24 protein-coding genes are annotated in these 23,126 nt (G+C 64.1%); 4 read left to right on the forward strand and 20 right to left on the reverse strand.

The genetic code is table 11. From position 1 onward, the window contains the following. The first annotated feature begins 4 nt into the window (after window positions 1–4). Complete coding sequence (locus AACI_RS14415) at window positions 5–1,984, forward strand: glycoside hydrolase family 127 protein (RefSeq protein WP_012812111.1); 1,980 nt, start codon at window positions 5–7, stop codon at window positions 1,982–1,984. A gap of 44 nt (window positions 1,985–2,028) precedes the next feature. Here AACI_RS14415 and AACI_RS14420 read toward each other — a convergent pair whose 3' ends face one another. From AACI_RS14420 to AACI_RS14430, 3 genes are all read right to left on the reverse strand, one after another. Further along, window positions 2,029–2,637 (reverse strand): nitroreductase family protein, encoded by a 609-nt coding sequence (locus AACI_RS14420; protein ID WP_012812112.1) that lies wholly within the window; start codon window positions 2,635–2,637, stop codon window positions 2,029–2,031. Window positions 2,638–2,874: 237 nt separating this feature from the next. Continuing rightward, on the reverse strand, window positions 2,875–4,782 hold the full coding sequence (locus AACI_RS14425) for a DHA2 family efflux MFS transporter permease subunit (RefSeq protein ID WP_012812113.1): 1,908 nt from the start codon (window positions 4,780–4,782) through the stop codon (window positions 2,875–2,877). Window positions 4,783–4,794: 12 nt separating this feature from the next. Beyond that, window positions 4,795–5,490, reverse strand: a complete 696-nt coding sequence (locus AACI_RS14430; protein WP_049763369.1) for an HlyD family secretion protein — start codon at window positions 5,488–5,490, stop codon at window positions 4,795–4,797. Between the two features lie 207 nt (window positions 5,491–5,697). On the opposite strand from AACI_RS14430, the gene AACI_RS14435 reads away from it, so the two are divergent. Further along, a complete protein-coding gene (locus AACI_RS14435) occupies window positions 5,698–6,363 on the forward strand; it encodes a J domain-containing protein (protein ID WP_245530639.1) in 666 nt (221 codons plus the stop codon). A gap of 33 nt (window positions 6,364–6,396) precedes the next feature. Beyond that, the gene (locus AACI_RS14440; RefSeq protein ID WP_012812116.1) at window positions 6,397–7,158 is read left to right on the forward strand and encodes an SDR family oxidoreductase; all 762 of its coding nucleotides are present in this window, start codon (window positions 6,397–6,399) and stop codon (window positions 7,156–7,158) included. A 7-nt stretch (window positions 7,159–7,165) separates the two neighbouring features. Here the strand turns inward: AACI_RS14440 and AACI_RS14445 are convergent, their stop codons facing one another. The 3 genes from AACI_RS14445 to AACI_RS14450 all read right to left on the reverse strand — a co-directional run bounded on the left by AACI_RS14445 (window position 7,166) and on the right by AACI_RS14450 (window position 10,591). Continuing rightward, a complete protein-coding gene (locus AACI_RS14445; RefSeq protein WP_049763322.1) occupies window positions 7,166–8,050 on the reverse strand; it encodes an EAL domain-containing protein in 885 nt (294 codons plus the stop codon). 39 nt (window positions 8,051–8,089) lie between these two features. Continuing rightward, window positions 8,090–9,244 (reverse strand): diguanylate cyclase domain-containing protein, encoded by a 1,155-nt coding sequence (locus AACI_RS15635; RefSeq protein WP_049763323.1) that lies wholly within the window; start codon window positions 9,242–9,244, stop codon window positions 8,090–8,092. Window positions 9,245–9,481: 237 nt separating this feature from the next. Further along, window positions 9,482–10,591, reverse strand: a complete 1,110-nt coding sequence (locus tag AACI_RS14450; RefSeq protein WP_012812117.1) for a TDT family transporter — start codon at window positions 10,589–10,591, stop codon at window positions 9,482–9,484. Between the two features lie 106 nt (window positions 10,592–10,697). Between AACI_RS14450 and AACI_RS14455 the strand changes: the two genes are divergently transcribed. After that, window positions 10,698–11,615, forward strand: a complete 918-nt coding sequence (locus AACI_RS14455; RefSeq protein ID WP_012812118.1) for a LysR family transcriptional regulator — start codon at window positions 10,698–10,700, stop codon at window positions 11,613–11,615. Window positions 11,616–11,701: 86 nt separating this feature from the next. On the opposite strand, the gene rlmH is transcribed toward AACI_RS14455, so the two are convergent. From rlmH to rpsF, 14 genes are all read right to left on the reverse strand, one after another. Next, window positions 11,702–12,181: a 23S rRNA (pseudouridine(1915)-N(3))-methyltransferase RlmH gene (gene rlmH, locus AACI_RS14460; RefSeq protein WP_012812119.1), complete on the reverse strand. Its 480-nt coding sequence runs from the start codon at window positions 12,179–12,181 to the stop codon at window positions 11,702–11,704. A 53-nt stretch (window positions 12,182–12,234) separates the two neighbouring features. After that, a complete protein-coding gene (locus AACI_RS14465; RefSeq protein WP_245530818.1) occupies window positions 12,235–13,428 on the reverse strand; it encodes a S1C family serine protease in 1,194 nt (397 codons plus the stop codon). Between the two features lie 78 nt (window positions 13,429–13,506). Continuing rightward, the gene (locus AACI_RS14470; protein WP_012812121.1) at window positions 13,507–14,313 is read right to left on the reverse strand and encodes an MBL fold metallo-hydrolase; all 807 of its coding nucleotides are present in this window, start codon (window positions 14,311–14,313) and stop codon (window positions 13,507–13,509) included. A 53-nt stretch (window positions 14,314–14,366) separates the two neighbouring features. Next, window positions 14,367–15,203, reverse strand: coding sequence for a two-component system regulatory protein YycI (locus AACI_RS14475; RefSeq protein WP_012812122.1), 837 nt, complete (start codon window positions 15,201–15,203; stop codon window positions 14,367–14,369). Continuing rightward, the gene (locus AACI_RS14480; RefSeq protein ID WP_012812123.1) at window positions 15,200–16,513 is read right to left on the reverse strand and encodes a YycH family regulatory protein; all 1,314 of its coding nucleotides are present in this window, start codon (window positions 16,511–16,513) and stop codon (window positions 15,200–15,202) included. Before AACI_RS14480 ends, AACI_RS14475 begins: the two co-directional genes overlap by 4 nt. Beyond that, the gene (locus AACI_RS14485) at window positions 16,510–18,276 is read right to left on the reverse strand and encodes an ATP-binding protein (RefSeq protein ID WP_245530640.1); all 1,767 of its coding nucleotides are present in this window, start codon (window positions 18,274–18,276) and stop codon (window positions 16,510–16,512) included. Before AACI_RS14485 ends, AACI_RS14480 begins: the two co-directional genes overlap by 4 nt. Next, entirely contained in the window at window positions 18,276–18,968 is a 693-nt protein-coding gene (locus AACI_RS14490) for a response regulator (RefSeq protein WP_012812125.1), read from the reverse strand. Before AACI_RS14490 ends, AACI_RS14485 begins: the two co-directional genes overlap by 1 nt. 14 nt (window positions 18,969–18,982) lie before the next feature. Next, the gene (locus AACI_RS14495) at window positions 18,983–19,456 is read right to left on the reverse strand and encodes a hypothetical protein (protein ID WP_012812126.1); all 474 of its coding nucleotides are present in this window, start codon (window positions 19,454–19,456) and stop codon (window positions 18,983–18,985) included. Next, on the reverse strand, window positions 19,453–20,832 hold the full coding sequence (dnaB, locus tag AACI_RS14500) for a replicative DNA helicase (protein ID WP_012812127.1): 1,380 nt from the start codon (window positions 20,830–20,832) through the stop codon (window positions 19,453–19,455). Before dnaB ends, AACI_RS14495 begins: the two co-directional genes overlap by 4 nt. Before the next feature lie 8 nt (window positions 20,833–20,840). Next, on the reverse strand, window positions 20,841–21,284 hold the full coding sequence (rplI, locus tag AACI_RS14505) for a 50S ribosomal protein L9 (protein ID WP_012812128.1): 444 nt from the start codon (window positions 21,282–21,284) through the stop codon (window positions 20,841–20,843). A 95-nt stretch (window positions 21,285–21,379) separates the two neighbouring features. Next, on the reverse strand, window positions 21,380–21,691 hold the full coding sequence (locus AACI_RS14510; RefSeq protein ID WP_245530641.1) for a MazG-like family protein: 312 nt from the start codon (window positions 21,689–21,691) through the stop codon (window positions 21,380–21,382). 186 nt (window positions 21,692–21,877) lie between these two features. Then, window positions 21,878–22,108 (reverse strand): 30S ribosomal protein S18, encoded by a 231-nt coding sequence (gene rpsR, locus AACI_RS14515; protein ID WP_012812131.1) that lies wholly within the window; start codon window positions 22,106–22,108, stop codon window positions 21,878–21,880. A gap of 78 nt (window positions 22,109–22,186) precedes the next feature. After that, window positions 22,187–22,657: a single-stranded DNA-binding protein gene (locus AACI_RS14520; RefSeq protein WP_012812132.1), complete on the reverse strand. Its 471-nt coding sequence runs from the start codon at window positions 22,655–22,657 to the stop codon at window positions 22,187–22,189. A 17-nt stretch (window positions 22,658–22,674) separates the two neighbouring features. Continuing rightward, window positions 22,675–22,962 carry a 30S ribosomal protein S6 gene (gene rpsF / locus AACI_RS14525; protein ID WP_012812133.1) on the reverse strand — a complete coding sequence of 96 codons (288 nt, stop codon included), beginning with the start codon at window positions 22,960–22,962 and terminating at the stop codon, window positions 22,675–22,677. Window positions 22,963–23,126 lie beyond the last annotated feature (164 nt).

A 23,126-nucleotide genomic window follows, 5' to 3' on the forward strand; every position in this document is an offset into this window, starting at 1 on the left:
CTCGGTGCCACCAGAGCCGTCGAAGCCGCGACCTCACTTATCCGTACAACTCCACTCCCCCTTCTGGTCTCGCTACCAACAACTCGTGCGCGAGACCGTGCTCCCGTATCAATACGAGATCCTGAACGATCGCGTCCCCGGCGTGGGGCTGACTGGAGCCATCCGCAACTTCCGCATCGCCGCAGGCTTGGAGACCGGCGAGTTCACGGGCATGCCGTTTCAGGACAGCGATGTGGCGAAGTGGCTGGAGGCCGTCGGCCACGCGCTGAAGACGAAGCGCGATCCAGAACTCGAGCGAATGGCGGACGACGTGATCGACCTGGTCGTGGCGGCGCAACAGCCGGATGGGTATCTCAACACGTATTTCACCATCCAGGAGCCGGGCAAGCGCTTCACGAATCTCATGGACTGTCACGAGCTCTACTGCGCGGGGCACATGATGGAGGCAGCCGTCAGCTACTACGAGGCGACGGGCAAGCGCAAGCTGCTCGACGCCATGTGCCGCTTCGCGGACCTCATCGCCGACACGTTCGGGCCTGGTGAAGGCCAGATTCACGGCTACGATGGGCACCAGGAAATTGAGCTGGCACTCGTGAAGCTCTACGGCGTAACTGGAGAGAAGCGCTATCTCGATCTCGCCCGCTACTTCCTCGACGCCCGCGGCACGGAGCCGAATTTCTTCCTCGAAGAATGGGAGCGGAGAGGGAGAAAGTCGTTCTGGTGGCCGTGGATGAAGGAGCCGGACCTCGCCTACCATCAGGCGCACAAACCGGTGCGCGAGCAGGATGTGGCGGTGGGCCACGCGGTGCGCGCGATGTACATGTACACGGCGATGGCGGACGTCGCGCGGCTCACGGGCGACGAGACGCTGGCGAGGGCGTGCGAGCGGCTGTGGGAAGATGTCACGCGGCGCCAGATGTACATCATCGGGGCCGTCGGATCGACCCATCAGGGCGAGGCGTTCACCTTTGACTACGATCTCCCGAACGAGACGGCGTATGCGGAGACGTGCGCCTCGGTGGGCCTCATCTTCTTCGCCAAGCGCATGCTCGAACTCGCGCCGCGGTCTGAGTACGCCGACGTCATGGAGCGCGCCCTGTACAACACGGTCATCGGCAGCATGGCGCAGGACGGCAAGCACTACTGCTATGTGAATCCGCTCGAGGTGTGGCCGCGCGCGAATGAGGAGAATCCAGACCGCAGACATGTCCGGCCGACGCGCCAGGCCTGGTTTGGCTGCGCGTGCTGCCCGCCGAACGTGGCACGCCTTCTGATGAGCCTCGGGGACTACGTGTATTCGTGGCACGAAGCGCATCGGACGCTGTACGTCCACCTTCACATCGGCAGCTCCGTCGAGTGGGATCTGGATGGCTCGCGAGCGCAGGTGGCGCTGGCGTCGAGCCTGCCGTGGCGAGGCGAGATGTCCCTTCGCATGTCCGTGAGCCATGGGCCTCGCCGCTTCGCCATCGCCGTCCGCATCCCAGGTTGGTGCGCGGGAAAACCGAGCGTTCGAGTGAATGGCCAGCCTCTCGCAAGAAGCGAGGTGTGCATGGAGAACGGGTATGCCGTGATCGAGCGCGAATTCGCAAACGGCGACGAGGTGGCGCTCGAATTCCCCATGGAGGCGCGATGGGTCGTCGGCCATCCGGAGCTCCGCGCCGTAAGCGGCATGGTGGCCATCGAACGCGGCCCGCTCGTCTACTGCGTGGAAGAGGCCGATCACGGCCCCAATCTCGCCGCGCTGTCGGTCGATCTCGGCGCACCGATCGCGGAGGTGCCCTGCCGAATTGCAGGCGTGGACGCCGTGGCGCTGGAATGCGACGCATATCGGCGCGACGACGCCGCGTTTAGGGACGGCGCCCTGTACCAACCGGCAACCGAGGAGGCCCGCCGGGAGCACAAGGTGAGGCTTCGCGCCATCCCGTACTTCCTCTGGGGAAACCGGGGACAGGGCGAAATGCGCGTCTGGCTCCGATGGCGCTGAAACAACTCGCCCCCGCAGCCGACGCGGCCTGCGGGGGCGGTGCCTCACTTGAAGACCTTGAACCGCTCCTCCACCGGTTGCACCTGCTTTTCGCGCGGCGCATTCTCCGGCGATCCAAACGGCATCTGCGCCACGAGCCGCCACGTCTCAGGCAGCTTCCACTCCGCCTTGACGCGATCTTCGACGACGTTGTAGTGCTGGAGGCTTGCACCGTATCCGTACGCCTCGAGCACCACCCAGACCGCGTATTGGTGCATGGCGTTCGTGTGCTCGGCCCAGACGGGGAACTTGTCCTGATTGGCCGGGAACTTTTGCTGGAACGACTCGATCACGGCCTGATCTTCGAAGAAGAGCACGGTGCCGTAGCCGCCGCGAAATCCGGCGAGCCGGGCGGCGACCGCATCCAACTGATCGGGAGCGACCACAGCGCGCATCACGTCTTGGACGATGTCCCAAAACTTCTCGTGCGCCGCGCCCAACAGGAGCACGAGCCTCGTGGACTGCGAATTGTACGCCGACGGCATGTGCTTCACGATGTCCGCGAGAATCTTCTCCAGCTCCTGATCGCCAAGGGGAGACTTCTTTCCAACCGTGTGAATCGACCGGCGATCTCGAATGGCCGCAAGAAGTCCCTTCTCCGTCGTGACAGGCATGTGCATTCCCTCCACTCATTTCTCTTTGCTTTTGTAAGCAGGATACCACTCGTAAGCATATCCATTGTACCCCAGGCGCGCGTGAAAATCACGCGCCTCCACTTGCCACCAAGCGACAGCGCCGGGAGGACGAGATCTGCCTGCTGCTGGAGTTCGCGCTCGGAGAGGCGTGACCGCGACAAGAGCCACAAGGGCTTTTGCCCCTGTGGCTCCATATGTCCCGTGTGGCTCCGAATTTCACTTCACGGGCTGCGGCTCGTCCTCGATGTCCGTGGGCGAGTCCGTGCCCGATTCCTCGTCGCCTGGCGACTCGGACGTCTCCGCGTCATCCTGCTGCGCAGACGCCTCGGGCTCCGCATCCACTACTTCCTCGGCTTCGGCCACGCTGTCCGCAATCTGGATATCGTGTCCCAGCGCCTGCTCCACCGGGCCCTCCGCGTGCGGCGCGCCGGTCAGCGCAGCGGGCTGCGACGCGGTCGATGCCGCTTCCGCCTGCGCCCGCCCCACGGTCACCGCGCCTGCACCGGCCGCGGCCGCCTGCGCAAGCTTCGGCCGGCGGATGAAGAACGCCAGGACAAACGCGATGAAGCTTCCCCACGTCGCCCACCAGAACGCATCGTTGATGCCCATAATGGTGCTCTGCTGCTCCGCGAGGCCGTAGAGCACGTACCGGGCCAGCTCCTCCGCCGCCTGCAGCGAGTTGTGCAGGTGGATCATGAAGTACTCCACGATAGTCTGATACATCGTGTAGATGTAGTGATTATTGACCGTCACCGTGTTTTGGAAGTTCGCATAGTGCACCTTCGAGCGATCCGTCATGATGGTCACGAGCACCGCGGTGCCGACTGACGAGGCCACCGTGCGCGCCGTGTTGGCGGCCGACGTGCCGTGCCGGTACAAATGCCGCGGCAATTGGTTCAGGCCGGCGGTCTGCACCGTCATCGCGAGCAGCGACATGCCGAACATCCGCACCGTGTAAAGCAGCATGATGTGGCCATATCCGGTCTGCGCGTTCAGCTTCGTGAACTCCCACGTCGTCACGGTCGTGATGGCGAGTCCCACCACCGCGAGCGGGCGAGCGCCGACGCGATCGAAGATGGCGCCGGAGATGGGCGACATGATGCCCATCAGGATGGCCCCAGGCAGCATCATCAGACCGGACTGTAAAGCGGTATAGCCGCGGATGTCCTGGAGATAGATGGGCATCAGGATCATCGCGCCGAACATCGCCATGTTCACGATGCAGCCCACGATGGTGGTCATGGTGAACACGTCGTATTTGAACACGCGCAGATCCAACATCGGCTCCTTCGCGGTCAGCTCGCGCAGGATAAAGAACACCAGGAACACGCCGCCCACGATGAGCGAGACCTCGACAATGGTGTTGCCCCAGCCCTTGCTCCCCGCTTCACTCAGGCCATAGAGCAGGCTGACGAACCCGACGATAGAGAGCAAGAAGCCCGGGACGTCGAGCTTGGGCCGCACGGGCTTCGCCACATTGCGCAGCACGGCCACCGCCAGGACGATGTCGATGAACGCGAGCGGAATGATAATCCAGAACAGCCAGCGCCATGACCAGTTGGTGACAATCCAACCCGAGAGGGTCGGACCCACGGCCGGCGCGAAGAACATCGCGATGGCCATCGTGCCCATGGCCCGCCCGCGCTGTTGCGGGGGGAACAGCTCGAGAATCACCGTCATGAGCAGCGGCATCATCACCGCGGAGCCGGACGCCTGCACGATGCGCCCGAACACCATCACGCCAAAGCTCGGCGCGATGGCACACAGAAACGAACCCACAAGAAAGAGCGACATGGCCGAGATGAACAGCTGCCGCGTGGTGAACGTCCCCATCAAGAACGCGGTGATGGGGATGAGCACGCCATTCGTCAACATGTACGCCGTCGAAAGCCACTGCACCGTGTTGGCGTCGACGTTGAACGCCGACATCAGGTGCGGCAGGGCCACATTGAGCAGCGTCTGGTTCAAGATCGCGACGAACGCCCCAAAGATCATGACGATCATAATGGGTGTCCGATGCGGATGTCCGTGCGCCGCCTCACCGCTTGGCGCGTGACTCGGCGCGTTGGGCGAGGCCGGCACGACCGCCTGGGATGCGGTCGGTTGCAGCGAATCGTTCGACATACGCCTCACCTCTTACTTGTGGATGCGAACCGTCGCGCTCATGCCAGGCACCAAGCCGCTGCCCGCCGTGGTGCCAATCGAAATCTCCACCGGAACCACTTGCGTCACCGGCGTGTAGTCCGCCGTGGTGCTCTGATTTGGAAGCAGCGAGAACGTGCTCGCCGTTGCGTCACCAATCTGCGTCACCGTGCCGCTGATGGAGCCCGCCTTACCGGCGACCCAGACATCCACCTGATCACCCACCTTGACGTTCTGCAACTGAGTCTCCTTGATGTTTGCCACGATGTACAGGTGGTTCATGTCGTACGCGTACGCAAGCGGCGTGCCCGCGGCGACGAATTCGTTGTTCATGACCTCGTTCTGCGCAATGGTGCCGTTGGCCGGCATGTCAATCGGCACGTCGACCGTCTTGTTGCCGACCTGGGTCTGAATCTCGCCGATCTCGTCGCCTGCGTTGAACGTCGAGCCGTTGGTGCCCTGCCAGTTGATGAGCTTGCCGCTCGCCGGCGCGGACACGACAATCTGGGTGCCTGCGACCTGCGCGTCGTCCGTCTTGAGATACAACGTCGACTGGTTGTAGAAGTAGTAGCCCGTGATGGCCGCAGCGATCAGCACGATGAGGATGATCAAGTTCACAAGGATCATCCTGCGGAACGTGGTGCCGGAATTGTTCGGCGTGGGGTTCGCGTTTGCGCTCATGCTGTACATCTCCTCCTCATATCTCTTTTCGATCTCGGCGCCGTTTCCATGCACCGCGATCATTTTAGAGATTAGACCTTTTAACCACTATGTATATTTAACCTATTTAGGTGTATGAGTCAAGCGCCTGGAGTGGAAATTGTTTCAGTTCTGTGTACGAAGCGTGGTACAATGGGCGTAGAATGCCATTCTTCTGGCGAAAGGCGTGGGCTCCGCGTGAGCGAATGGATCGTCATGAAGCAATGCGCGTCCTGCCGGGCGGTCAACCGCATTCGCTTAGATCACGGCTTTTTCTGCCGCTGCGGCAAATGCAAGGCCCCGTTGGCCCTCACGCATTACGAGATCCTCGGCGTGCCGAGAAACGCGACGTTGCCGCAGATCAAAGCGGCCTATCGGCGAGCTGCGAAGCATTGGCATCCGGACGTCCACGAAGGCGATCGCGCCACCGCCGAGCGCCACTTCCGGCGTGTGCAGGACGCGTATCGCACGCTGTCCGAGCCGGAGGCGCGCAGGCGCTACGATCTCCTCCTTCATTTCGAAGGAGCCTATGAAGAGACGGCCACCACGCAGACCGAAGAGGCGCCGCGCGCGTCGGAGTGTTCGGGCCGCGCCTCCGAAGCTCAGGGCCGCTTTCTCCTGCGCACATCCTGGCGCGCCGCGGGCTTTGAGTGGGCCTCCGCAGGCGCGCGGCGGGATCGGCCGGTGACGCTGTACACCGTGCTCGGCGTGGGCCTGTTCACCATCTGCACGATGGGCGGCGCCATCCTGACGGGCCTTTTTGGCTCCAAGCTGGCGCTCATGATCCTCTTGGGTCTGGGCATGATCGGGGGCATGCAGCTTTTGTATCTGCTGACGAAGATGACCCTCGACGCGGAATCGTGACTCGACACGGAACTTCGCTGGGAGTGAACGCACGTGGAATGGAACGGAAATACGATCCTCGTGACGGGCGGATCGAACGGCATTGGGCTCGCACTCGCCGCCCGCTTTCTCGCGCGCGGCAACCGGGTGGTGATCTGCGGGCGCCGGCAGGAGAAGCTCGACGAGGCGAAGGCCGTTTACCCGGATCTCATCACGGTGCGCTGCGACGTCATGCGGCCGGAGGAGCGATTGCGCCTCTTGGCGTACATGAACGAGACATATCCCGACTGGAACGTGCTCGTCAATAATGCGGGCATTCAGCAGCACATCAACGTGCGGCGCGCGTCGGAGCCCTGGGAGCACTATGAGCGCGAGATCGCCATCAACTTTGATGCCCCCGTGCATCTGACCTTGGCCGCGTTGCCGCACTTGCTCGAGCGACCTCGTGCGGCCGTTGTCAACGTGACGTCGGGCCTCGCGCTGGCACCTGCGGCGTGGGCGCCGGTGTACAGCGCCACGAAAGCGGCCCTGCGGTCGTTTACCCAGTCGCTTCGCCTGCAGCTTCAGGGCGCGTCCGTGGAGGTCGTCGAAATTGTCCCGCCTGCGGTCAACACGGATCTCGGCGGGCCGGGCCTTCACACCTTCGGCGTGCCGGTCGACGACTTCGCAGACGCCGTGTTCGAGAAACTGGAGGCAGGCGCCAAGGAGATTGGCTACGGAGACGCGGAGCGCAGGCTCTCCCTCGTGCCTCAGGAACTGCGAAACGCAGCGGAACAGATGTGGGCCGGCTTTCGGTCGAGAAATTCGAACTTCTGACGCGCGCTCAGACGGTGTCCCCCTCCTCGGCGGCGATTCGCTTGCTCCAATCGGCGAGGTCCTCGGCGGACGCCGGGCGCGCCTTCCAAAACCCCTGCATCTCATCGCATCCGGTGCGCGCGAGCAGCATCTCCTGCTCCCGCCGCTCCACCCCTTCCGCGATGGCGCGCATGCCGAGATCGTGCGCGAGGCGGACCACGCCGGCCATCAGGCGTTCCTGGCGCTCGCCCTCGGGCGCCATCGACAACAGCGACGGGTGCAGCTTGATGGCGTCGTACGATCCGGCCGACAGCGCCGCGAGCACCGCCTCGCCGTGCCCGAAATCGTCGATGGCGACGGACACGCCCATGCGATCGAGGTCCTGGGCGAGATCGCCGATGAGATCTGCGTATTGCGCGAGCAGGCTCGCATGCACCTCGAGCTGCAGGTGATCTGGGGGCAGCTGGGCGCGCCGGAGGGCATCCGCCACGCCGTCCAAAAACCGCGGATCGGCCATCTGAGACAGCGACACGTTCACCGACACGCGCAGGCGGAGGTTCTGCCTCTGCCACCGAGCGGCGGTCTCACAGGCCGTCTGGAGCACCCAAGCGCCGATTTGCTGCATCATTCCCCACTGTTCGGCGAACGGAACAAACACCGCCGGCGGAACAAACCCAAACTCCGGGGAGTGCCAGCGCAGGAGCGCCTCGGCGCCCACCCACACGCCTCGGCGCACGTCGAAGATCGGCTGATAGTCGAGTGAAAACTCGCCGCGATCGAACGCCTTCGCGAGCGCGTTGTGGAGGAGGAGCCGGTTGTGGATGGCGCTGTCCCCACTCTCGCTGTACAGGCACAGCCGGTGCCCGCCCTGCTCCTTGGCCGCGTACATCGAGATGTCCGCATACCGGAGCAACGTATCGACGTCGCGGCTGTGGTCCGGATAGATGGCCGCTCAGATGCTGATGCCCATCGGTATCCATTCGCCCATGACCTGGAGCGGTTCGCGAAACGCGTCCAGACAGCGGGCTGCGGTTTCCCGCACATCCTCCTCTCCCGCGATCCCGGCCTGAATCACCGTGAATTCGTCGCCGCCCATGCGGTACACCTTCGCCCGGCCGCGGAGGGTCTGTTGCAGGCGCTCGGCGATGGCCTTGAGCGTCGCGTCGCCGAACTGATGGCCGAAGGTGTCGTTCACGTATTTGAAGCCGTCGAAGTCGAGGAGAAAGACGGCGAGCTTTTCGCCCCGCCGCTCGGCCTGTTCCACCGCCGCGCGCAGATCGTGCTCGAACTGCTGGCGGTTGGGTAGACGCGTCAGGGCGTCGGTGAAAGCGAGGCGCTGCAGTTCCACCTGATGGACCTTGCGGTCCGTGATGTCCATCGCGAGCCCCTCGAGGTAGGTGACGCGGCCGTCGGGGCCAAAGCGCGGATACAAGTGGACCGCCACCCACCGCTCGGTTCCGTTCCGATGGCGGATGCGGTATTCGCTGCGCGCGCCGGACCCCGTGCGAACGGGTTCGGTGGCGAGGGCGAGATCGTCCGGATGGACCAAGGAGAGCCACAGGTGCGGGTCCTTCACGAGTTCGTCGCTCGAATAGCCGGACATCGCCTCGCACGCGTTGGAAGCGTAGATCAGCCGATTCGAGGCGACGTCGTAGGCAAACAGACAGATGTCCGCCGCGTCCGCGATGCGCTCGATGAAGTTTCTGGACTGCGCCACTTCGGCGTACATCTCCGTATCCCGGACGTGATCCGTCACCACGAAGACGAGTCCTCCCGAGCCGGATGACCACGCCCACGTCTCCGACTCCAAGGCGGCTCCCGCCTTCGTCCGCCATTTGACCAGGCGGCCGTTCACGCGGCCGCGTTGCTCGATCTCGCCCAGATAGCGTTCGAAATCGCCATCCGCCCACCAGAAGGGAGCTGGACCGCCTAAAATCTCGTCCAGTTCCCATCCCAGCATGCGCGCGGCCGGGCTGGACCAGAGGTTCACGCGGTTCTCCCGATCCACGCCGAAGACCGCGAGAGGCGCTTCCCGGACGAGCCAATCTTCGAGCTGACGCGCTTGCAGACCGTTTTCGTCACCGGATTGCGGAGAACGTGAATGCACCAGGACTCCCCATCCCATTCGGAAACATAAAAAGTCCCCACCGGACCATTTCATCGGGCCTTTCGGGGCGGACGCAGAGGTAAACACGCAAAATCCCGCCGATCCGGCGGCACAAGGCGTGCCGTCGGTCAACGCGGATTCCTAAGAGTTCTCTAACGATTATACTGCTTATCCTACCAGCTTGACTAGTGTCTGTTGGATCCGGAAGAGGTGCCGAAAAGACCAGCTTTTGCGCCATCACGCGCGGCGCGCTTTGAGTTCATGACGATGGGCGTGATCGCGCCGCCACTGAATCAGGTGGCCTGCGGCCACGCCGTGAACCGTGCGCACGATGACGATGGCGAAACACAGCCACAAAATCCCGAGCTGCACCAAGCCAGCCACGGCGAAGAACGGGTGCCCGAGCAGGCGATGGAGCGCATACGTGCCGTTGGTGAAGCTGCCGATGGGGAAGACGTAGCTCCACCAACCCAGATGAAATGGCAGCCCGTCGCCCTTCGGCGTCAGGTGCAGAAACGTGTAGAGCGCCGAGAGGAGGATCCACCAGACGCCCACGCCCCACATGGCGATGGAGAAGACAGCGCCGAGATCGCGCAGGCCGCCGAAGTAGGGGCCGAAGACGTGAGGGGCGTTCAGCGGAATGCCGCAGAACGTGCCCATCGCCATGCCGATGGGCCCAATCTCAATCCACAAGGTCGGCGCCTCTTGGCCGCTGAGCCGCCTGTGAAACACGAGGCGCGAATAGACCAAGGCGCTCGTCATGATGAACAGGAAGAACGTCATGCCGAACAGGGCGACGATGCCTGCCGTCATGGAGAACTGCGCGCCAGGTCCCCCCGCGTACGGAATGAGATTGGTGCCCGTGGCCGCCGCCACGATGGGAGGAACGAGTGGGATGAGCCAGGACGCCACGGTTTCGTCTCGCTCCACCTTGTGCTCTGTGAAGAGCAGATACGGCACGACGATGACGGAGAACACGGATGCGGCGACCCCAGCGAGCCAAATCGCGAAGCTGATGGCGATGGCGGTATGCTTCGGCATCATATGTGTGCCGATGAGAAAGTAATCGTTGCCGACGACGTTGATGCCCATCGCGAACGCGCCGTAAAACAGCGCCCGACCCGGATGCCGGAAATCGTCGATGGCGGCGTCGGGCGTGAGCAGCCAGCGCAGAATCCACATCGCAAAGGCGAAGACGAAGACCACATTGACGCCAATGAACAAGATCTCCCCCACCGCGTGCTGGAACGGCAGGTGGATGGGCGACGTGTAGGTGAGCGCCGCGACAATGCCGATGCCCATGACGGTCGTGAACCAGTTGACGCCGAACTGACGTATGATGTGCATTCCGTCACCTCCCACTCATGTCAACTTCCATGGTATGAGGTGACTTGCATTAGGGGAAATACATCTTTTTGATGTAGACTATAAGCAAAACTTATCTTCATGGGGTGTGAAGCGCGTGGATCTGCAGTTGCGAGTGTTTGTCACGGTCGTGGAGGAGAACAGCTTCACCCGCGCGGCCGAGAAGTTGCACATCAGCCAGCCGGCCATCAGTCAGCACGTCCAGACGCTCGAACAACGCCTCGGCGTGCGCCTGATCGATCGCGGCCGCAGGCGGCTGCAGGTGAATCCCGCCGGCCGAATCGTATACGAGCACGCCAAGGAAATCCTCGCGTTGTACCGCCGCATGGAACGGCTCATCGCGGATATGCAGGAGATGCCGGCCGGGCCTGTGCACGTGGGGGCCAGCCTGACCTACGGGGAATACGTGCTGCCGCACGTCATCGCCCGATTCCGCAAGGCATACCCCGCCGTGCAGCCGTCCGTCTCCATTGCCAACACCCAGACCATCGCCCACGCCGTGGCGGTGCGCCAGCTCGACATCGGCATCGTCGAAGGCCAGGACGTGGTGGAGGACGAGGTGGTGCTCACGCCGTTCGCGGAGGACGAGATGCTGGTGGTGGCAAGCCCCGCGTCGCCCTGGTACGCCGAAGCGCCGGATCGATCTCTGCTGGAGCGCGCCACCTGGTTCATTCGCGAGCCCGGATCCGGCACGCGGGAGATGACGGATCGCCTGTTTACCCAGTTGGGCATTCAGCCGCGCGATCTTGTCGAATACACGAGCAGCCAGGTCATCAAGGAGTCGGTGGCCGCGGGCCTCGGCCTCGCGTGCCTCTCCCGCTGGGTGGTGGCGCGAGAACTCGCCTGGGGGATGTTGCGCACGCTTCCCATCCCGTGCGCGCCCGTGAAGCGGACGTTTTCCATCGTGACGCCGAAATCGGCGTTCGAGACGAAGGCGTCGAAGCTTCTGTACAGCTTTCTCATGGAACACGGATCCCCGGAGAACCCGAGCCTCGCCGGAGAGTGAAGAGGCTCTTCTGCGTCTCGGCGCGGCGCACGCCTGCAGGCGCGTGGCCAGCCGCCTTTGCTCGCACACGCCCCTGAGGCTTGCCCTCACTTGTGATACGGCTCGCCGCGCAGGATCCGAATGCCGCGGTACAGCTGCTCCAACAGGACAACGCGCGCCAAAGCGTGCGGCAGGGTGATGGGACCAAAGCTCCAGCGGAACGCCGCGCGCCGCTTGATCCTCGGGTGCAAGCCACGCGATCCCCCCACCACGAACACCAGCCGCCCGTAACCCGCGGCGCACAGCCTGTCGTAACGCTCGCTCCAGGCCTCAGACGACAGCGCCTCGCCGTCGATGTCGAGCGCGATCACGCCGTCCCTCGGGCGAAGCCATCGCTCGATGCGATCCGCCTCGCGCGACAGGAGCGCCTCCACCTCCCCGGGCGACATCTCGTCGCGATCCGGTTCGTCCGCCACCTCCACCATCTCCAGATCTACGTACGCCGAAAGGCGCTTCTCGTATTCGCGAAGCGCCTCCAGCCAGAACTTTTCTCGAATTTTGCCCACCGCCACCACGGCCACCCGCACGTCCGTCCCCTCCCTATGGGGACGCCAAGCAACCCGCCGATGCTCGCCATCCCTCACCGAGCGAAGTCGAGCGCCGGTGCAGTGGTGAGCTTCGTCCCCATCTGGCCAATTTTCACCTTGAGCGCGAGCAACTTGTCGCCTCGATACACGCGCACCGCCGCCACGTCGCCCGGGCGCGTCTGAAACAGCGCGGTCCTGAGTTCCGCCATCGTTCGGACCGTCTGCCCGTTGAACGAGACAATGACGTCCCCCGGCCTGATCCCGGCCGCGCGCGCCTCCGGCGAGGACACGCGTTTCACCCACACCCCGTAGTCCACCGGAACGTCGGGCCACATCTGCTGAGGAAGCGATGCGAGCGAGTAGCCTTCTACGCCGAGCGCCGGGTGCACAGCGTGCCCCTTCTCCATCAACTGCTTCGCGACGACCTTCACCTCGTTCGACGGGATGGCGAATCCCATGCCCTCAAAATTCTGCGCCACAATTTTGCAGCTGTTGATGCCGATGACCTCGCCTCGGATGTTGAGCAGCGGGCCGCCGCTGTTGCCCGGGTTGATGGCGGCGTCCGTCTGGATCACCGTCTGATAGTCGAGCGTCTGTCCCGTCGCCTCGTCCTGCACAGGCATCAGGCGCGACTTCGCACTCACAATCCCGCTCGTGACCGTGTCCGCAAAATCCAGGCCGAGCGGCGTCCCGATGGCAATGGCAGGTTCGCCCGCTTCGATGCGGCTCGAGTCCGCGAACGTGACCGGCTCGATGCCGCGAAACACCGACGCCGGCACGCGCAGTACGGCCAAATCCGTGTACGGATCCGTCCCCACCACATCCGCGTCGTGATGCTTGCCCGGGTCCACCACGATATCCACCTTCGCCGCGCCTTCCACCACATGGTTGTTCGTCACGATGTACGCGTGCCGATTGTCCTTGTAAAACATCACGCCCGTGCCGATGCCCGTGGCCTGCAGCTTCGACGTCTGAGAGAAGAAGTTGGAGACGAGTTGATAGTTCTCCACGCCGACGACGTCAGGTTCGACCCGCTTGACGGCCTGCGTGACGCCCGTGGACAGGCTCACCACGCCCCCCGGATCGGCCGCCATGTCCATCGCCCGCACCACATGTTGCGATCGCGCCGGCGCCGAGATGGCCGGCTCAAGTTTCGACGCAGCCAGCCCTGCGGCCACTCCCACGCCGCTCGACACGAGCGCCACGGCCCCGATCACCCACGCGCGCTTCAGACGATGTTCGCGCATTCCCCTCACAGCTCATCCCCCTCGCGCGTATGTATCGACGCGATATGCTGAGGGTAGTGTGAGCGGGAAGGTCTGGCATCATACGGTTGCCCGGGAAATTTTCATCGCTGAACAAGGTGCCTGACGGCTCGTCCGGTGCAGACGAAGGCGATCCGCCAATTCGGGCCTCGCGTCGAGCACGATCTGCTCCACCGTCAATTCCGCGAGTTCCGGCAGATTGTTCTCCCCACTCAGGTGCGCGAGATACACGTGCGAGGGCTGGTCGCTCAGAATGTCGATCAGCGCGTACGCCGCGTCGACGTTCGACAGATGCCCCTTGTCGCCGAGAATGCGCCGCTTGAGATGCCACGGATAGGGGCCCGCGCGGAGCATCTCCGTATCGTGATTCGTCTCGAACACGTACACGTCGCAGCCTCGGAGCAGCTCTCGCTGCCGATCGCTGACGTAGCCGAGGTCCGTCACCACGGCGAGGCTGCCTTCCGCCGTGTCGAAGCGAAACGCGACGGGCTCCTCGGCGTCGTGCGACACGGCAAACGGCGTGATGCGCACCCCGCCCACCTCAAACGGTTCTCCCGCGCGAATATGTACGACGCGGTCCGGCTCGTCCAACCGCGCCTTGGCCGGCAGGCCGGCGTATGTACCCTCGGTCATGTACAGCGAAGCTTGGCACTTTTTCGCGAGTTGAACCAGGCCCTTGACGTGATCGTCGTGCTCGTGGGTGATGAGGACCGCCGTGAGGTCGCGCAGCTCTCGCTCGCACTGGGCGCGCAGCCGCGTCTCGAGTTGCCTGCCGCTGAGCCCCGCGTCGAGCAGGATGCGGGTGTCGCCCGACTCCAAGTACAGGCTGTTTCCATTGCTGCCGCTCGCCAGGACGCAGAAGTACACGCGCCCACCTCCTCTTGCCCACGTCCCGCGCGGCGCACGGGCGCCGTGCGGACTCAGTAGGCGTTCTGCATCTCCACCTCGCCGGTGAACGCGTTGACGAAATAGACACCTGCCGTAGTCACAATCCGCCAGACCGGAAACCAGTAACTGTGGAGGATGGCCTGACTGCCCGAAGCAACCTGAATTTTGCGGGCGTAGCCGAGATCGACCTTCACCACGCTGTTCACCTGGCCGGATCCGGTCTTGTCCACTGCCTCGGCGAAGCTGTCCAGGGCGTCGAGCGCGCTGATCACCGGTTTGGGAGAGCTATTCGGCTGAACATGGTCGATATACGTCTGAGTATAGCCGATTAGTTGGCCTTTTTCCTGCACGGTGACCACGTCCGCATCGAACACGGGATATCCGTTCACGACCTCGAAGTACACGCCATGGACCGGATCCGACGTGATGGGATCGGGCGCATAATCCGCGCCTCGGAACACGTAGGCCAGCGGCCCGCGGTTGGGCGACAGCTGCAGCGGGGGTTGGTACTGAACCGCCCATGTGCCCTGGCCGGTGACGGTGATCTGGCCTTCGCTCGTCGTGAGCGTTCCTCCTGCGATTTGGGCTTTGCCCTTTGCGCCGGGAAACGCCGCCTGCTCGAGCGAGGACCAGCGCGGGTTGGCGAAATCCGCCTGGAACGTGACGAGGCTTGGCTGCCCGGACGGAACGGACGTCGCCAGACTGAATCCCTGGTTGGCCAAAAGCGTCTTGGTGTTCGCCAGGGCGTCGGCGGGCGACTCGGCGTAGCCGCTCGCCAATTGGCGGGATTCGTACAACAGCCATCCGAGGATCACGTCGAGCAGCGCAAACAGCGCGATGAGCCACGACTTTGCGACTTCCCAGTTCACGACAATCCCCCCGCGATCAGTTGGCCCGTCGCCGCGTTCAGGACCCACACGCCGCCGCTCGCGTTCGTCACGTAGTCGACTGGCAGCAGGCGGATCTGTCCGGGCTTCGTTCCCTGCATGGACGGCCAGTAGCCGGGTTCCACGTGAAACGTCGAGAGCGAGACGGTTTTCGCGCCCGTGACCTTTGCAAGCGCCTTCGCCAGGGCGTCCGCGCCCAGGACGGGCACCGAAGACGCCTGCACAGGCTTCGTCAGTTCCCAGAGCGGTCGATCGAACTCCATCACGTGTCCGCTGTCAATTTCGAAGTTGTAATCGGCGCCGTTCGAGAGGATGGGGTATCCGTCGACGTACTGCGCGAACGAGAAGCTGGGACCGTTCAGGTTGACGGTCAGCATCCCGACGAGGTCGAAGCCGATGAGATGGCTCGGCCCTCCGCCATGCGCATGCAGGAAGTCGATGGCGGCGATGTAGTCCTCGGTGTGAGCGGGCGCGGTGCTGGCGTTCGGGTCTTCGTACTGCAGCGAGAGCGCGGCGCGATCCACCTGTACGGCTCGGCTGCCGTCCGTCCAAATGGTGACGGCCTTGCTCTCCTGGATGCGGGTGAGGGCCTGTGGATTAACGAAGAACGACTGCACGAGCGGCATGATGGAGGGTTCGGTGAACGCGTACACGTAGCTCGTCATCCGCCCGCGCACCGGGACAAAGCTCTCGCCTTCGAAGTCGCTCCACGCTGCATACGGCGCCTCGGCGACATCGTGCTGCGCCTGGCGCATCAAGGCGGACGCCGGGAGCGACGCCGTGGCCTCGATGAGCTCCGGCTTGCCGGCTGCGTTCATCCCTTCGTACACCACGGTGCACGTGGAACCAGGGCCGGCATTCAGCGCAATGGCGCGGCAGTTGATGGCGCCGACGGACGTGGCGAGATCGCCGAGCCAGCTCCTCCCGACGGCCGGATCGAGCGGGATGCCGAATTGAAACACCACGCTGACCTGAGAACCCGTCGGCATTGCGGCGATGGGCTCTGGCCGCTCGGCCCTGAGCCCCATCAAGAGCCCGGTCCACGCGGCGTACGCGGCGCTCCCCGGCCGAGCGACGGTGTATCCGTCTCCGGCGCGAATGTCGATCTCGTAGGGCTGCACGGTGGACGCGAGCGAGGGCGAGGTGGAATACGGGATGGTCTGGGTCTGCGTCAGCCCGATCTCGGCGCCGCCCTGGAGGTTGCCCGACCAGAGGGCGTAACTCAGCACGACGCTGCCCGCGACAAGCAGCGCGAGGATCACCGTCTTCGCCGTCCGCCACCAGGTCCTCATACGGCATCCTCCTCGGCGCGGCGCAGCGTCACGTACACGGTGGTGCCTCGCTGCGGTTCGCTCTCCATCCGGATCTCGCCACCCATGCGCTCCACCATCTCGCGCGCCAGGGCAAGTCCGAGCCCCGTGCCGCCGCCGCGGCGGCTTCGCCCCTTTTCGACCCGGTAGAACCGCTCGAAGACGTGCGGCAGGTCTTCGGGAGGAATGCCGATGCCGGTATCCGAGATGATGAAGGTCACGTGCTGCGCTGTGACGTCCGCCCGCACCTCGATCCGCCCGCCCGGCGGCGTGTATTTCAGCGCGTTCGACAGGACGTTGTCCAGCACGCGGTTGACCATGTCCTCATCCCCGTACACGCACACGTCGCGGCGCTGCGGCAGGTGAACGCGAAGGGACAGCTCCTGCTTCGCCGCCTGGAGCTGAAACCGCTCCACCACGCCTTCGAGCAGGCCGTGCACCGGGATGGCCCTCATCTCCACGCTGCGCGGGCCGCCCCGGTCCAGCCCTGACAACAAGAGCAGGTCCCGCGTCAGCCGCACCATGCGATCCGTCTCGCGCGCAATGACCTCGAGGAACTCGCGCTTGGTCTCCGCCTCGTCGTCGCCGAGATCGCGCATCACCTCGAGGTACGACTTCACCGTGGTGAGCGGCGTGCGCAGCTCGTGCGACACGTTGCTGACGAAGTCCCGGCGCGCCTGGTCGAGTTTCTCCTGCTCGGTCACGTCTCGGACGACCGCGACGTAGCCGTCCACCTGGCCGCGGCGCTGAACGCTCGTCAGGATGACGTGAAAGATGGTGTTGCCAATCACGCGCACCTCTCGCACGCCCGTCGCCACGTCTCCCTGCATCAGCCGATCCAGCTCGAGCTGCCGAATGGCCTCCTCTTCGCCGCCGGCGGCCTGGCTCAACATCTGCCTCGCCGCGCGATTCATCATCAACACCTGCCCGGACGAATCGAGCACGATCACGCCCTCGCCCATCGACGTGATGACGGCGCGCAGCCGTTCCTGCTCCAACCGGTTCGCCGCGATCGCCTCTTCGAGCTCGTCCGCGAGGTGGTTGATGGACGCGACGAGATCGCCGATTTCGTCGTTGCTCATCGCCTCGAGGCGCTGCGAGAAGTCTCCTCGCGCCATCACCTCCGCCTGTCGCGTCACCTCCATCACCGGGCGCGTCAGGGCACGGGCGACGATGGCTCCGAGGATCATGACGATGGCCAGAACAGCGATGGAACCGGTGTAGAAGATGGTGGTGGCTTGGTGGATGGTCTCGTAGGTGGACTGGATGGACAGGACGTATTCGAGCACGCCGAGATAGGTCCCGTGCAGCGTCACGGGCACAGCCACGGCAAGCAGGTGGCTCTTCGACAGGGGATCGTAGCGCACGGACTGCGCAAACGTGTGGTGAAGCAGCGCCTGCGTGGCGACGGAGTCAATCCGCTTCTGCCCCACGAGCGCGCCGCCGGCGGTGGTGTACATCACGTAGCCGCTTTGGTTGAGCACGTACACGGTGCCGTTCAGGAACTGGGGCACCGACTGGAGCAGATTCGACACCGCACTGTTGGACACGCGCGCGCCAGGCGCGAGTTCCGGCGCGATGAGTGTCGCCATGAGCTGCGCCTGCGTGCGCGCGGTCTGCGCCTGATTGCGCACGAGCGAGGACGTCAGCGCCTGGACGAAGTACGCGCCGATGAGCTCCACGGCGAACAGGATGAGCAGCGTGTAGACCATGACGAGCTTCACGCGCAGGCTTCGGAACCGCATCATTCATTCCTCACATAGTACCCGACGCCGCGGCGCGTCAACACGTACCGCGGCTGGCTCGGATCGGGTTCCAGCTTCTCCCGCAGTCGGCGGATGGTCACGTCCACCGCCCGGGTGTCGCCCACGTAGTCGCTGCCCCAGACCTGGTCCACCAGCTGATCGCGCGTGAACACGCGGCCCGGATGCGCGGCGAGAACAGCGAGCACCTGAAACTCTCGGTGCGTGAGTGGAATCGGCTGCCCCGCCTTGGTGACGGTGTATTCGGCGAGATCAATCACCAAGTCCTGCACCACGTACCGCTCGTTCTCCTTGTGCTCCCGCAGGACGTCCGATGCGCGCCGCAGGTTCGCCTTGACGCGCGCCACAAGCTCGCGCGTGCTGAATGGCTTCGTCACGTAGTCGTCCGCCCCAAGCTCCAGCCCGAGCACTTTGTCGACCTCGTCGTCTTTCGCCGTGAGGATGATCACCGGAACGCCCGAGGCCTGGCGGATCGCCCGGAGCACATCGAAGCCGTCCACCTCCGGCAACATCACGTCGAGCAGGATCAGGTCCGGCTGGAGGGCTCGCCAGCGCTCTAAGGCCTCCGCCCCGTCGTACGCGCAGGAGACCCGGTAGCCCTCTCGCTCCAGCGCAAAGCGGAGGATGTTTGCGATGGGCTCCTCGTCTTCGACCACCAGGATGTGCGCAGGCATGTGGTTCCCTCCTTTCAGGACGATCTCGCCCAGACGATGCGCGGGTGGGAGAGCACCGTCGCGTAGGATCCCATGTTCTGCAGGAGAACGTCGTACGGATCCGACACGGTCATGGCGCCGAGATCGGGCTCATAGGCGCCCACGTCGATCACGGGCGGGCCAAACCACCAGCTCTTCACGGTGATGTACGCCGTCACGCGCGGCGGGAGGTACGCCGCCGCGTAAGCCGGGATGTCGTACACATAGGCGAATCGGGCCCAGAACACGAACATGAGCGCGACGGCGAATGCGGCGAGCGCCCGCGTCCAAAACCGCAGGCTGCGTATCGCCCGCCACGCCCGCACGCGCCGCATGCGCCGTCTCCGCCGCCTCTTCCGGCGCTTGCGCGCCTTTTCCATCAGCTTTCGCCGTTCCCGGCGAGTCAGGCGGCGCTCACCCTCCGCCAAGTCCATCGCCGAGTACGGGAGATCCGTCCGCTGTTCGTTCATGGCTCCGCGTGTGCACGTTCGAGATTCACGAACTTGTTGAAGTTCTTCAGGAACACGAGCTCGATTTTGCCCGTCGGCCCGTTGCGCTGCTTGGCGATGATGACCTCGACGACGTTCGGATTCTCCGTGTCGGGGTTGTAGTAGTCATCGCGGTACAGAAAGGCCACCACGTCCGCGTCCTGTTCGATGGATCCCGACTCTCGGATATCCGACAGCATCGGGCGCTTGTCCTGGCGCTGCTCCACGGATCGGCTGAGCTGGGCCAGGGCGAGAATCGGCACCTCGAGCTCGCGCGCCAACTGCTTGAGCGAACGCGAAATGTCGGAGATCTCCTGCTGGCGGTTCTCCCCGGCCATCCGCCGCCCGTGGATGAGCTGCAGGTAGTCGATCACGACAAACCCGAGCCCGTGCTCCAGCTTGAGGCGCCTAAGCTTGCTCCGCATCTCGGGCACCGTGATGCCCGGCGTGTCGTCGATGTAGATGGGCGAATTGCTGAGCGTGGTCACGCCCATGGACAGCTTCGGCCAATCCTCATCATCGAGGGTTCCGTTCCGGAGCTTGTGGCCATCGATGAACGCCTCCGCGCAAAGCATGCGCTGCACAAGCTGATCCTTCGACATCTCGAGCGAGAAGATGGCGACCGGCAGTCCGGCCCGGACGGCGACATTTTGCGCGATATTGAGGGCAAACGCCGTCTTCCCCACCGAAGGGCGCGCCGCGACAATGATGAGATCCGACTTCTGAAAGCCGCTCGTCATCCGGTCGAGATCGCTGTAGCCGGTGGGCACGCCGGTGATGTTGCCGTCGCTCTCGTACAGCTGCTCGATCCGTTCGAACGTCGTCTGCAGCACGTCGGAGATGTGGGTGAAATCCCGCGTCCGCTGGTGCTGGCTGAGCTCGAGCACCAGCCGCTCCGCATCCGCCAGCACCTCCATCGCAGACGCGTCCGGCTCGTACGCCGCCTCCGCGATGCGCGTGCCCGCGGAGATGATCCGCCTGAGCAGCGCCTTCTCCCGGACGATCTCGGCGTAATGCACGACGTGAAGCGCGGTGGGCATCATCGCGGCGAGATCGGCCAGATACTCCGGCCCACCGACCGCGTCGAGGACGTCGCCGTACGTGCGCAGCCGCGACGCCACCGTGATGATGTCGACCGGATCGCCCGCCTCGTACACCTCGCGGATAGCGCGGTAGATGGCCTGGTGGGCGGAGCGATAGAAGTCGTCCGCCTCGAGGATCTCCATCGCTTCGACGACCGCGTCAGGCGAAATGAGCATGGCGCCAAGAACCGCCTGCTCCGCCTCCAGGTTGTGCGGCGGCATGCGAAGTGCCGCCTCAGCCTCCCTATCGCGCCACAGCGTCTCCTCTGCCGCCATGGCGTTTCTCACTCCGCTTCTACGTAGACCAGGATCTGCACGTGCACCTCGGGATGGAGCTTGATGGTCACCTTGTGGCCTCCGAGCGACTTGATGGGATCCGGCAGCGAAATTTTCCGCTTGTCGACCTCAAACCCTTGCTCCTTCAGCGCATCCGCGATGTGTTTCGTCGTGATCGCGCCAAACAGGCGGCCGTCCTTCCCCACCTGCGAGCGAATGGTGACCTTCAGATTGTCGAGGCGCTGCGCCAACGCTTTCGCGTCCGCCAGTTCCTGCGCCTTCAACCGCTCTTCCTTACGCCGCTTTTCTTCGAGCGCCTTGAGCGCCTGCGGCGTGGCTTCTTCGGCCAGCTTGCGAGGGAACAAGAAGTTTCTCGCGTACCCTTCGCTGACTTCCTTGATTTCGCCCTGTTTGCCCTGTCCTTTCACGTCTTGAAGCAGGATGACCTTCACAGCGGCCACCTCCCTGTACCCTAGATCCTAACGGCTGCCCGCGTCACGCGCAAAGCCATCGAGGTCTGCGCGCCGACGCGCGCGAAGCGGCGCCATTACCACCGAGTCTTGAGATATTGGACGACCTCCTGCGCAGCCTGCTGGCGATCGCTCTCGGGGTCGAGCGGCATCCCCTCCAGCGCGACGACCACTTCCCGGTCCAGCCGCTCGGGCGGAATGCCAAGCTCCTGGGCCATCACGTAGGCGATCCCGACGACCTGCGCCAGCGACTCCACGAACATCGCGTGATTCCCCGTGTGGGCGTGCCGCATGACGTCCACGACCTGTTGCAAAAGATCGATCTGTTCGTGCTCGACGGCCCGAAGGCGCTTCATCAGCACGTCTTCGATGCTCTCAGCCACGGCCATTCCCCCAGACGCCCGCGATTCGGCTTCATTCCACTTCCACAGGCTAGACAGGAAGTCCTGCATGAAGGGGCACCACGGGATTCGGGGGCATCTCGCTCCGCCGGACGAAGGTCGAGCGCGCGCGCAAAACGACAAAGGGCCGCTCGCCGGCGGCCCATGCCACCCCGAACGGCCCTTGGCGCATCTTCACTCCGTGGTGTACGGCAGGAGCGCAACCTGACGCGCCCGCTTGATGGCAACCGTCACCTGGCGCTGATGGCGCGCGCAGTTGCCCGTGATACGGCGTGGCAAGATCTTGCCTCGCTCCGTCAAAAACTTGCTGAGGCGGGCCACATCCTTGTAGTCCGCGTAATCGATCTTGTCAACGCAGTACTGGCACACCTTACGGCGCTTGCCGCCGCGTCCCTTGCGTGGCATCGTGTCCCCTCCTTCGCGCGCTGTTGCCGCCGGCCATCGCCGCGGCCATGCGCTTCGCATGGAGATCCAGCGCGATGGTCAAAACGGAAGATCATCTTCGGAGATATCGATCAACTGACTGTCATCCGCGAACGGATCGTCTTCAAACGGAGGCGCCGACGAAGGCGTCGGCCGCTGCTGCCGAGTTTGCGCGCCGGCCGCACTGTAGCCCGACCCCTGGGCCTGATCCGGACCGCGGTCCAGGAACCTCACCGTTTCGGCGACCACTTCGGCCACGCGAACGCGCTGCCCGTCGCGATTGTCGTAGCTCCGGATCTGCAGCCTGCCGTCGACCGCCGCGAGTCTCCCCTTCTGGAGATATTGCGCCACGATCTCGGCCTGCTTCTGCCACACCACGACGTTGATGAAATCGGTCTGGCGTTCACCGTTCGGTCCAGATCGCATGCGGTCCACGGCGAGCGTGAACGACGCGACGGCCGTGCCGTTGTTGGTGTATCGCAATTCCGGATCCGCCGTCAGGCGGCCGATCAGAATCACTCGGTTCAGCATGCTCGTCCCCTCCGCGTTCACTCACCGACGCGGACCGTCAAATAACGAATCACGTTGTCGTCGATGCGCATGAGGCGTTCGAGCTCTTTCGGCGTTTCCGTGTCGCACGTGAACTTCATGAGCACATAGTAGCCTTCACGGTGGCCGTCGATCTCGTACGCCAAACGGCGCTTCCCAATCTCCTGAAGTTCGTCGATTTGACCGCCCTTGTCAGTGACAATGGACTGGTATCGCTGAATCACCTCTGCGGTCTGCTCAGCTTCCAGCGAGGGATTCACGATGTACATCGTCTCGTACTGGCGCATCCCGTGACACCTCCTTCTGGTCTAATGGCCCCCCGGTGGGAGCAAGGATGGCGCGCCACAAAAATGTGTGCACCGACGATCCATGCTAGCACGATCCGCCCGCTCGCACAAGATCCGCCGTCTGGAAGCAGTTGGCGAAGCCCAGCGTGCTCTCATGGCGTTCT

The sequence above is a fragment of the Alicyclobacillus acidocaldarius subsp. acidocaldarius DSM 446 genome, assembly GCF_000024285.1.
GTDB lineage: Bacteria > Bacillota > Bacilli > Alicyclobacillales > Alicyclobacillaceae > Alicyclobacillus > Alicyclobacillus acidocaldarius.

Bases quoted from the DNA above. Each gene is read 5' to 3' on its own strand.
- AACI_RS14420 (WP_012812112.1), bottom strand. From the start codon at position 2,637: ATGCCTGTCACGACGGAGAAGGGACTTCTTGCGGCCATTCGAGATCGC.
- AACI_RS14425 (WP_012812113.1), bottom strand. From the start codon at position 4,782: ATGTCGAACGATTCGCTGCAACCGACCGCATCCCAGGCGGTCGTGCCG.
- AACI_RS14430 (WP_049763369.1), bottom strand. From the start codon at position 5,490: ATGTACAGCATGAGCGCAAACGCGAACCCCACGCCGAACAATTCCGGC.
- AACI_RS14450 (WP_012812117.1), bottom strand. From the start codon at position 10,591: ATGCACATCATACGTCAGTTCGGCGTCAACTGGTTCACGACCGTCATG.
- AACI_RS14465 (WP_245530818.1), bottom strand. From the start codon at position 13,428: ATGCGCGAACATCGTCTGAAGCGCGCGTGGGTGATCGGGGCCGTGGCG.
- AACI_RS14480 (WP_012812123.1), bottom strand. From the start codon at position 16,513: ATGAGGACCTGGTGGCGGACGGCGAAGACGGTGATCCTCGCGCTGCTT.
- AACI_RS14485 (WP_245530640.1), bottom strand. From the start codon at position 18,276: ATGCGGTTCCGAAGCCTGCGCGTGAAGCTCGTCATGGTCTACACGCTG.
- AACI_RS14490 (WP_012812125.1), bottom strand. From the start codon at position 18,968: ATGCCTGCGCACATCCTGGTGGTCGAAGACGAGGAGCCCATCGCAAAC.
- AACI_RS14495 (WP_012812126.1), bottom strand. From the start codon at position 19,456: ATGAACGAACAGCGGACGGATCTCCCGTACTCGGCGATGGACTTGGCG.
- dnaB (WP_012812127.1), bottom strand. From the start codon at position 20,832: ATGGCGGCAGAGGAGACGCTGTGGCGCGATAGGGAGGCTGAGGCGGCA.
- AACI_RS14510 (WP_245530641.1), bottom strand. From the start codon at position 21,691: ATGGCCGTGGCTGAGAGCATCGAAGACGTGCTGATGAAGCGCCTTCGG.
- rpsR (WP_012812131.1), bottom strand. From the start codon at position 22,108: ATGCCACGCAAGGGACGCGGCGGCAAGCGCCGTAAGGTGTGCCAGTAC.
- AACI_RS14520 (WP_012812132.1), bottom strand. From the start codon at position 22,657: ATGCTGAACCGAGTGATTCTGATCGGCCGCCTGACGGCGGATCCGGAA.
- rpsF (WP_012812133.1), bottom strand. From the start codon at position 22,962: ATGCGCCAGTACGAGACGATGTACATCGTGAATCCCTCGCTGGAAGCT.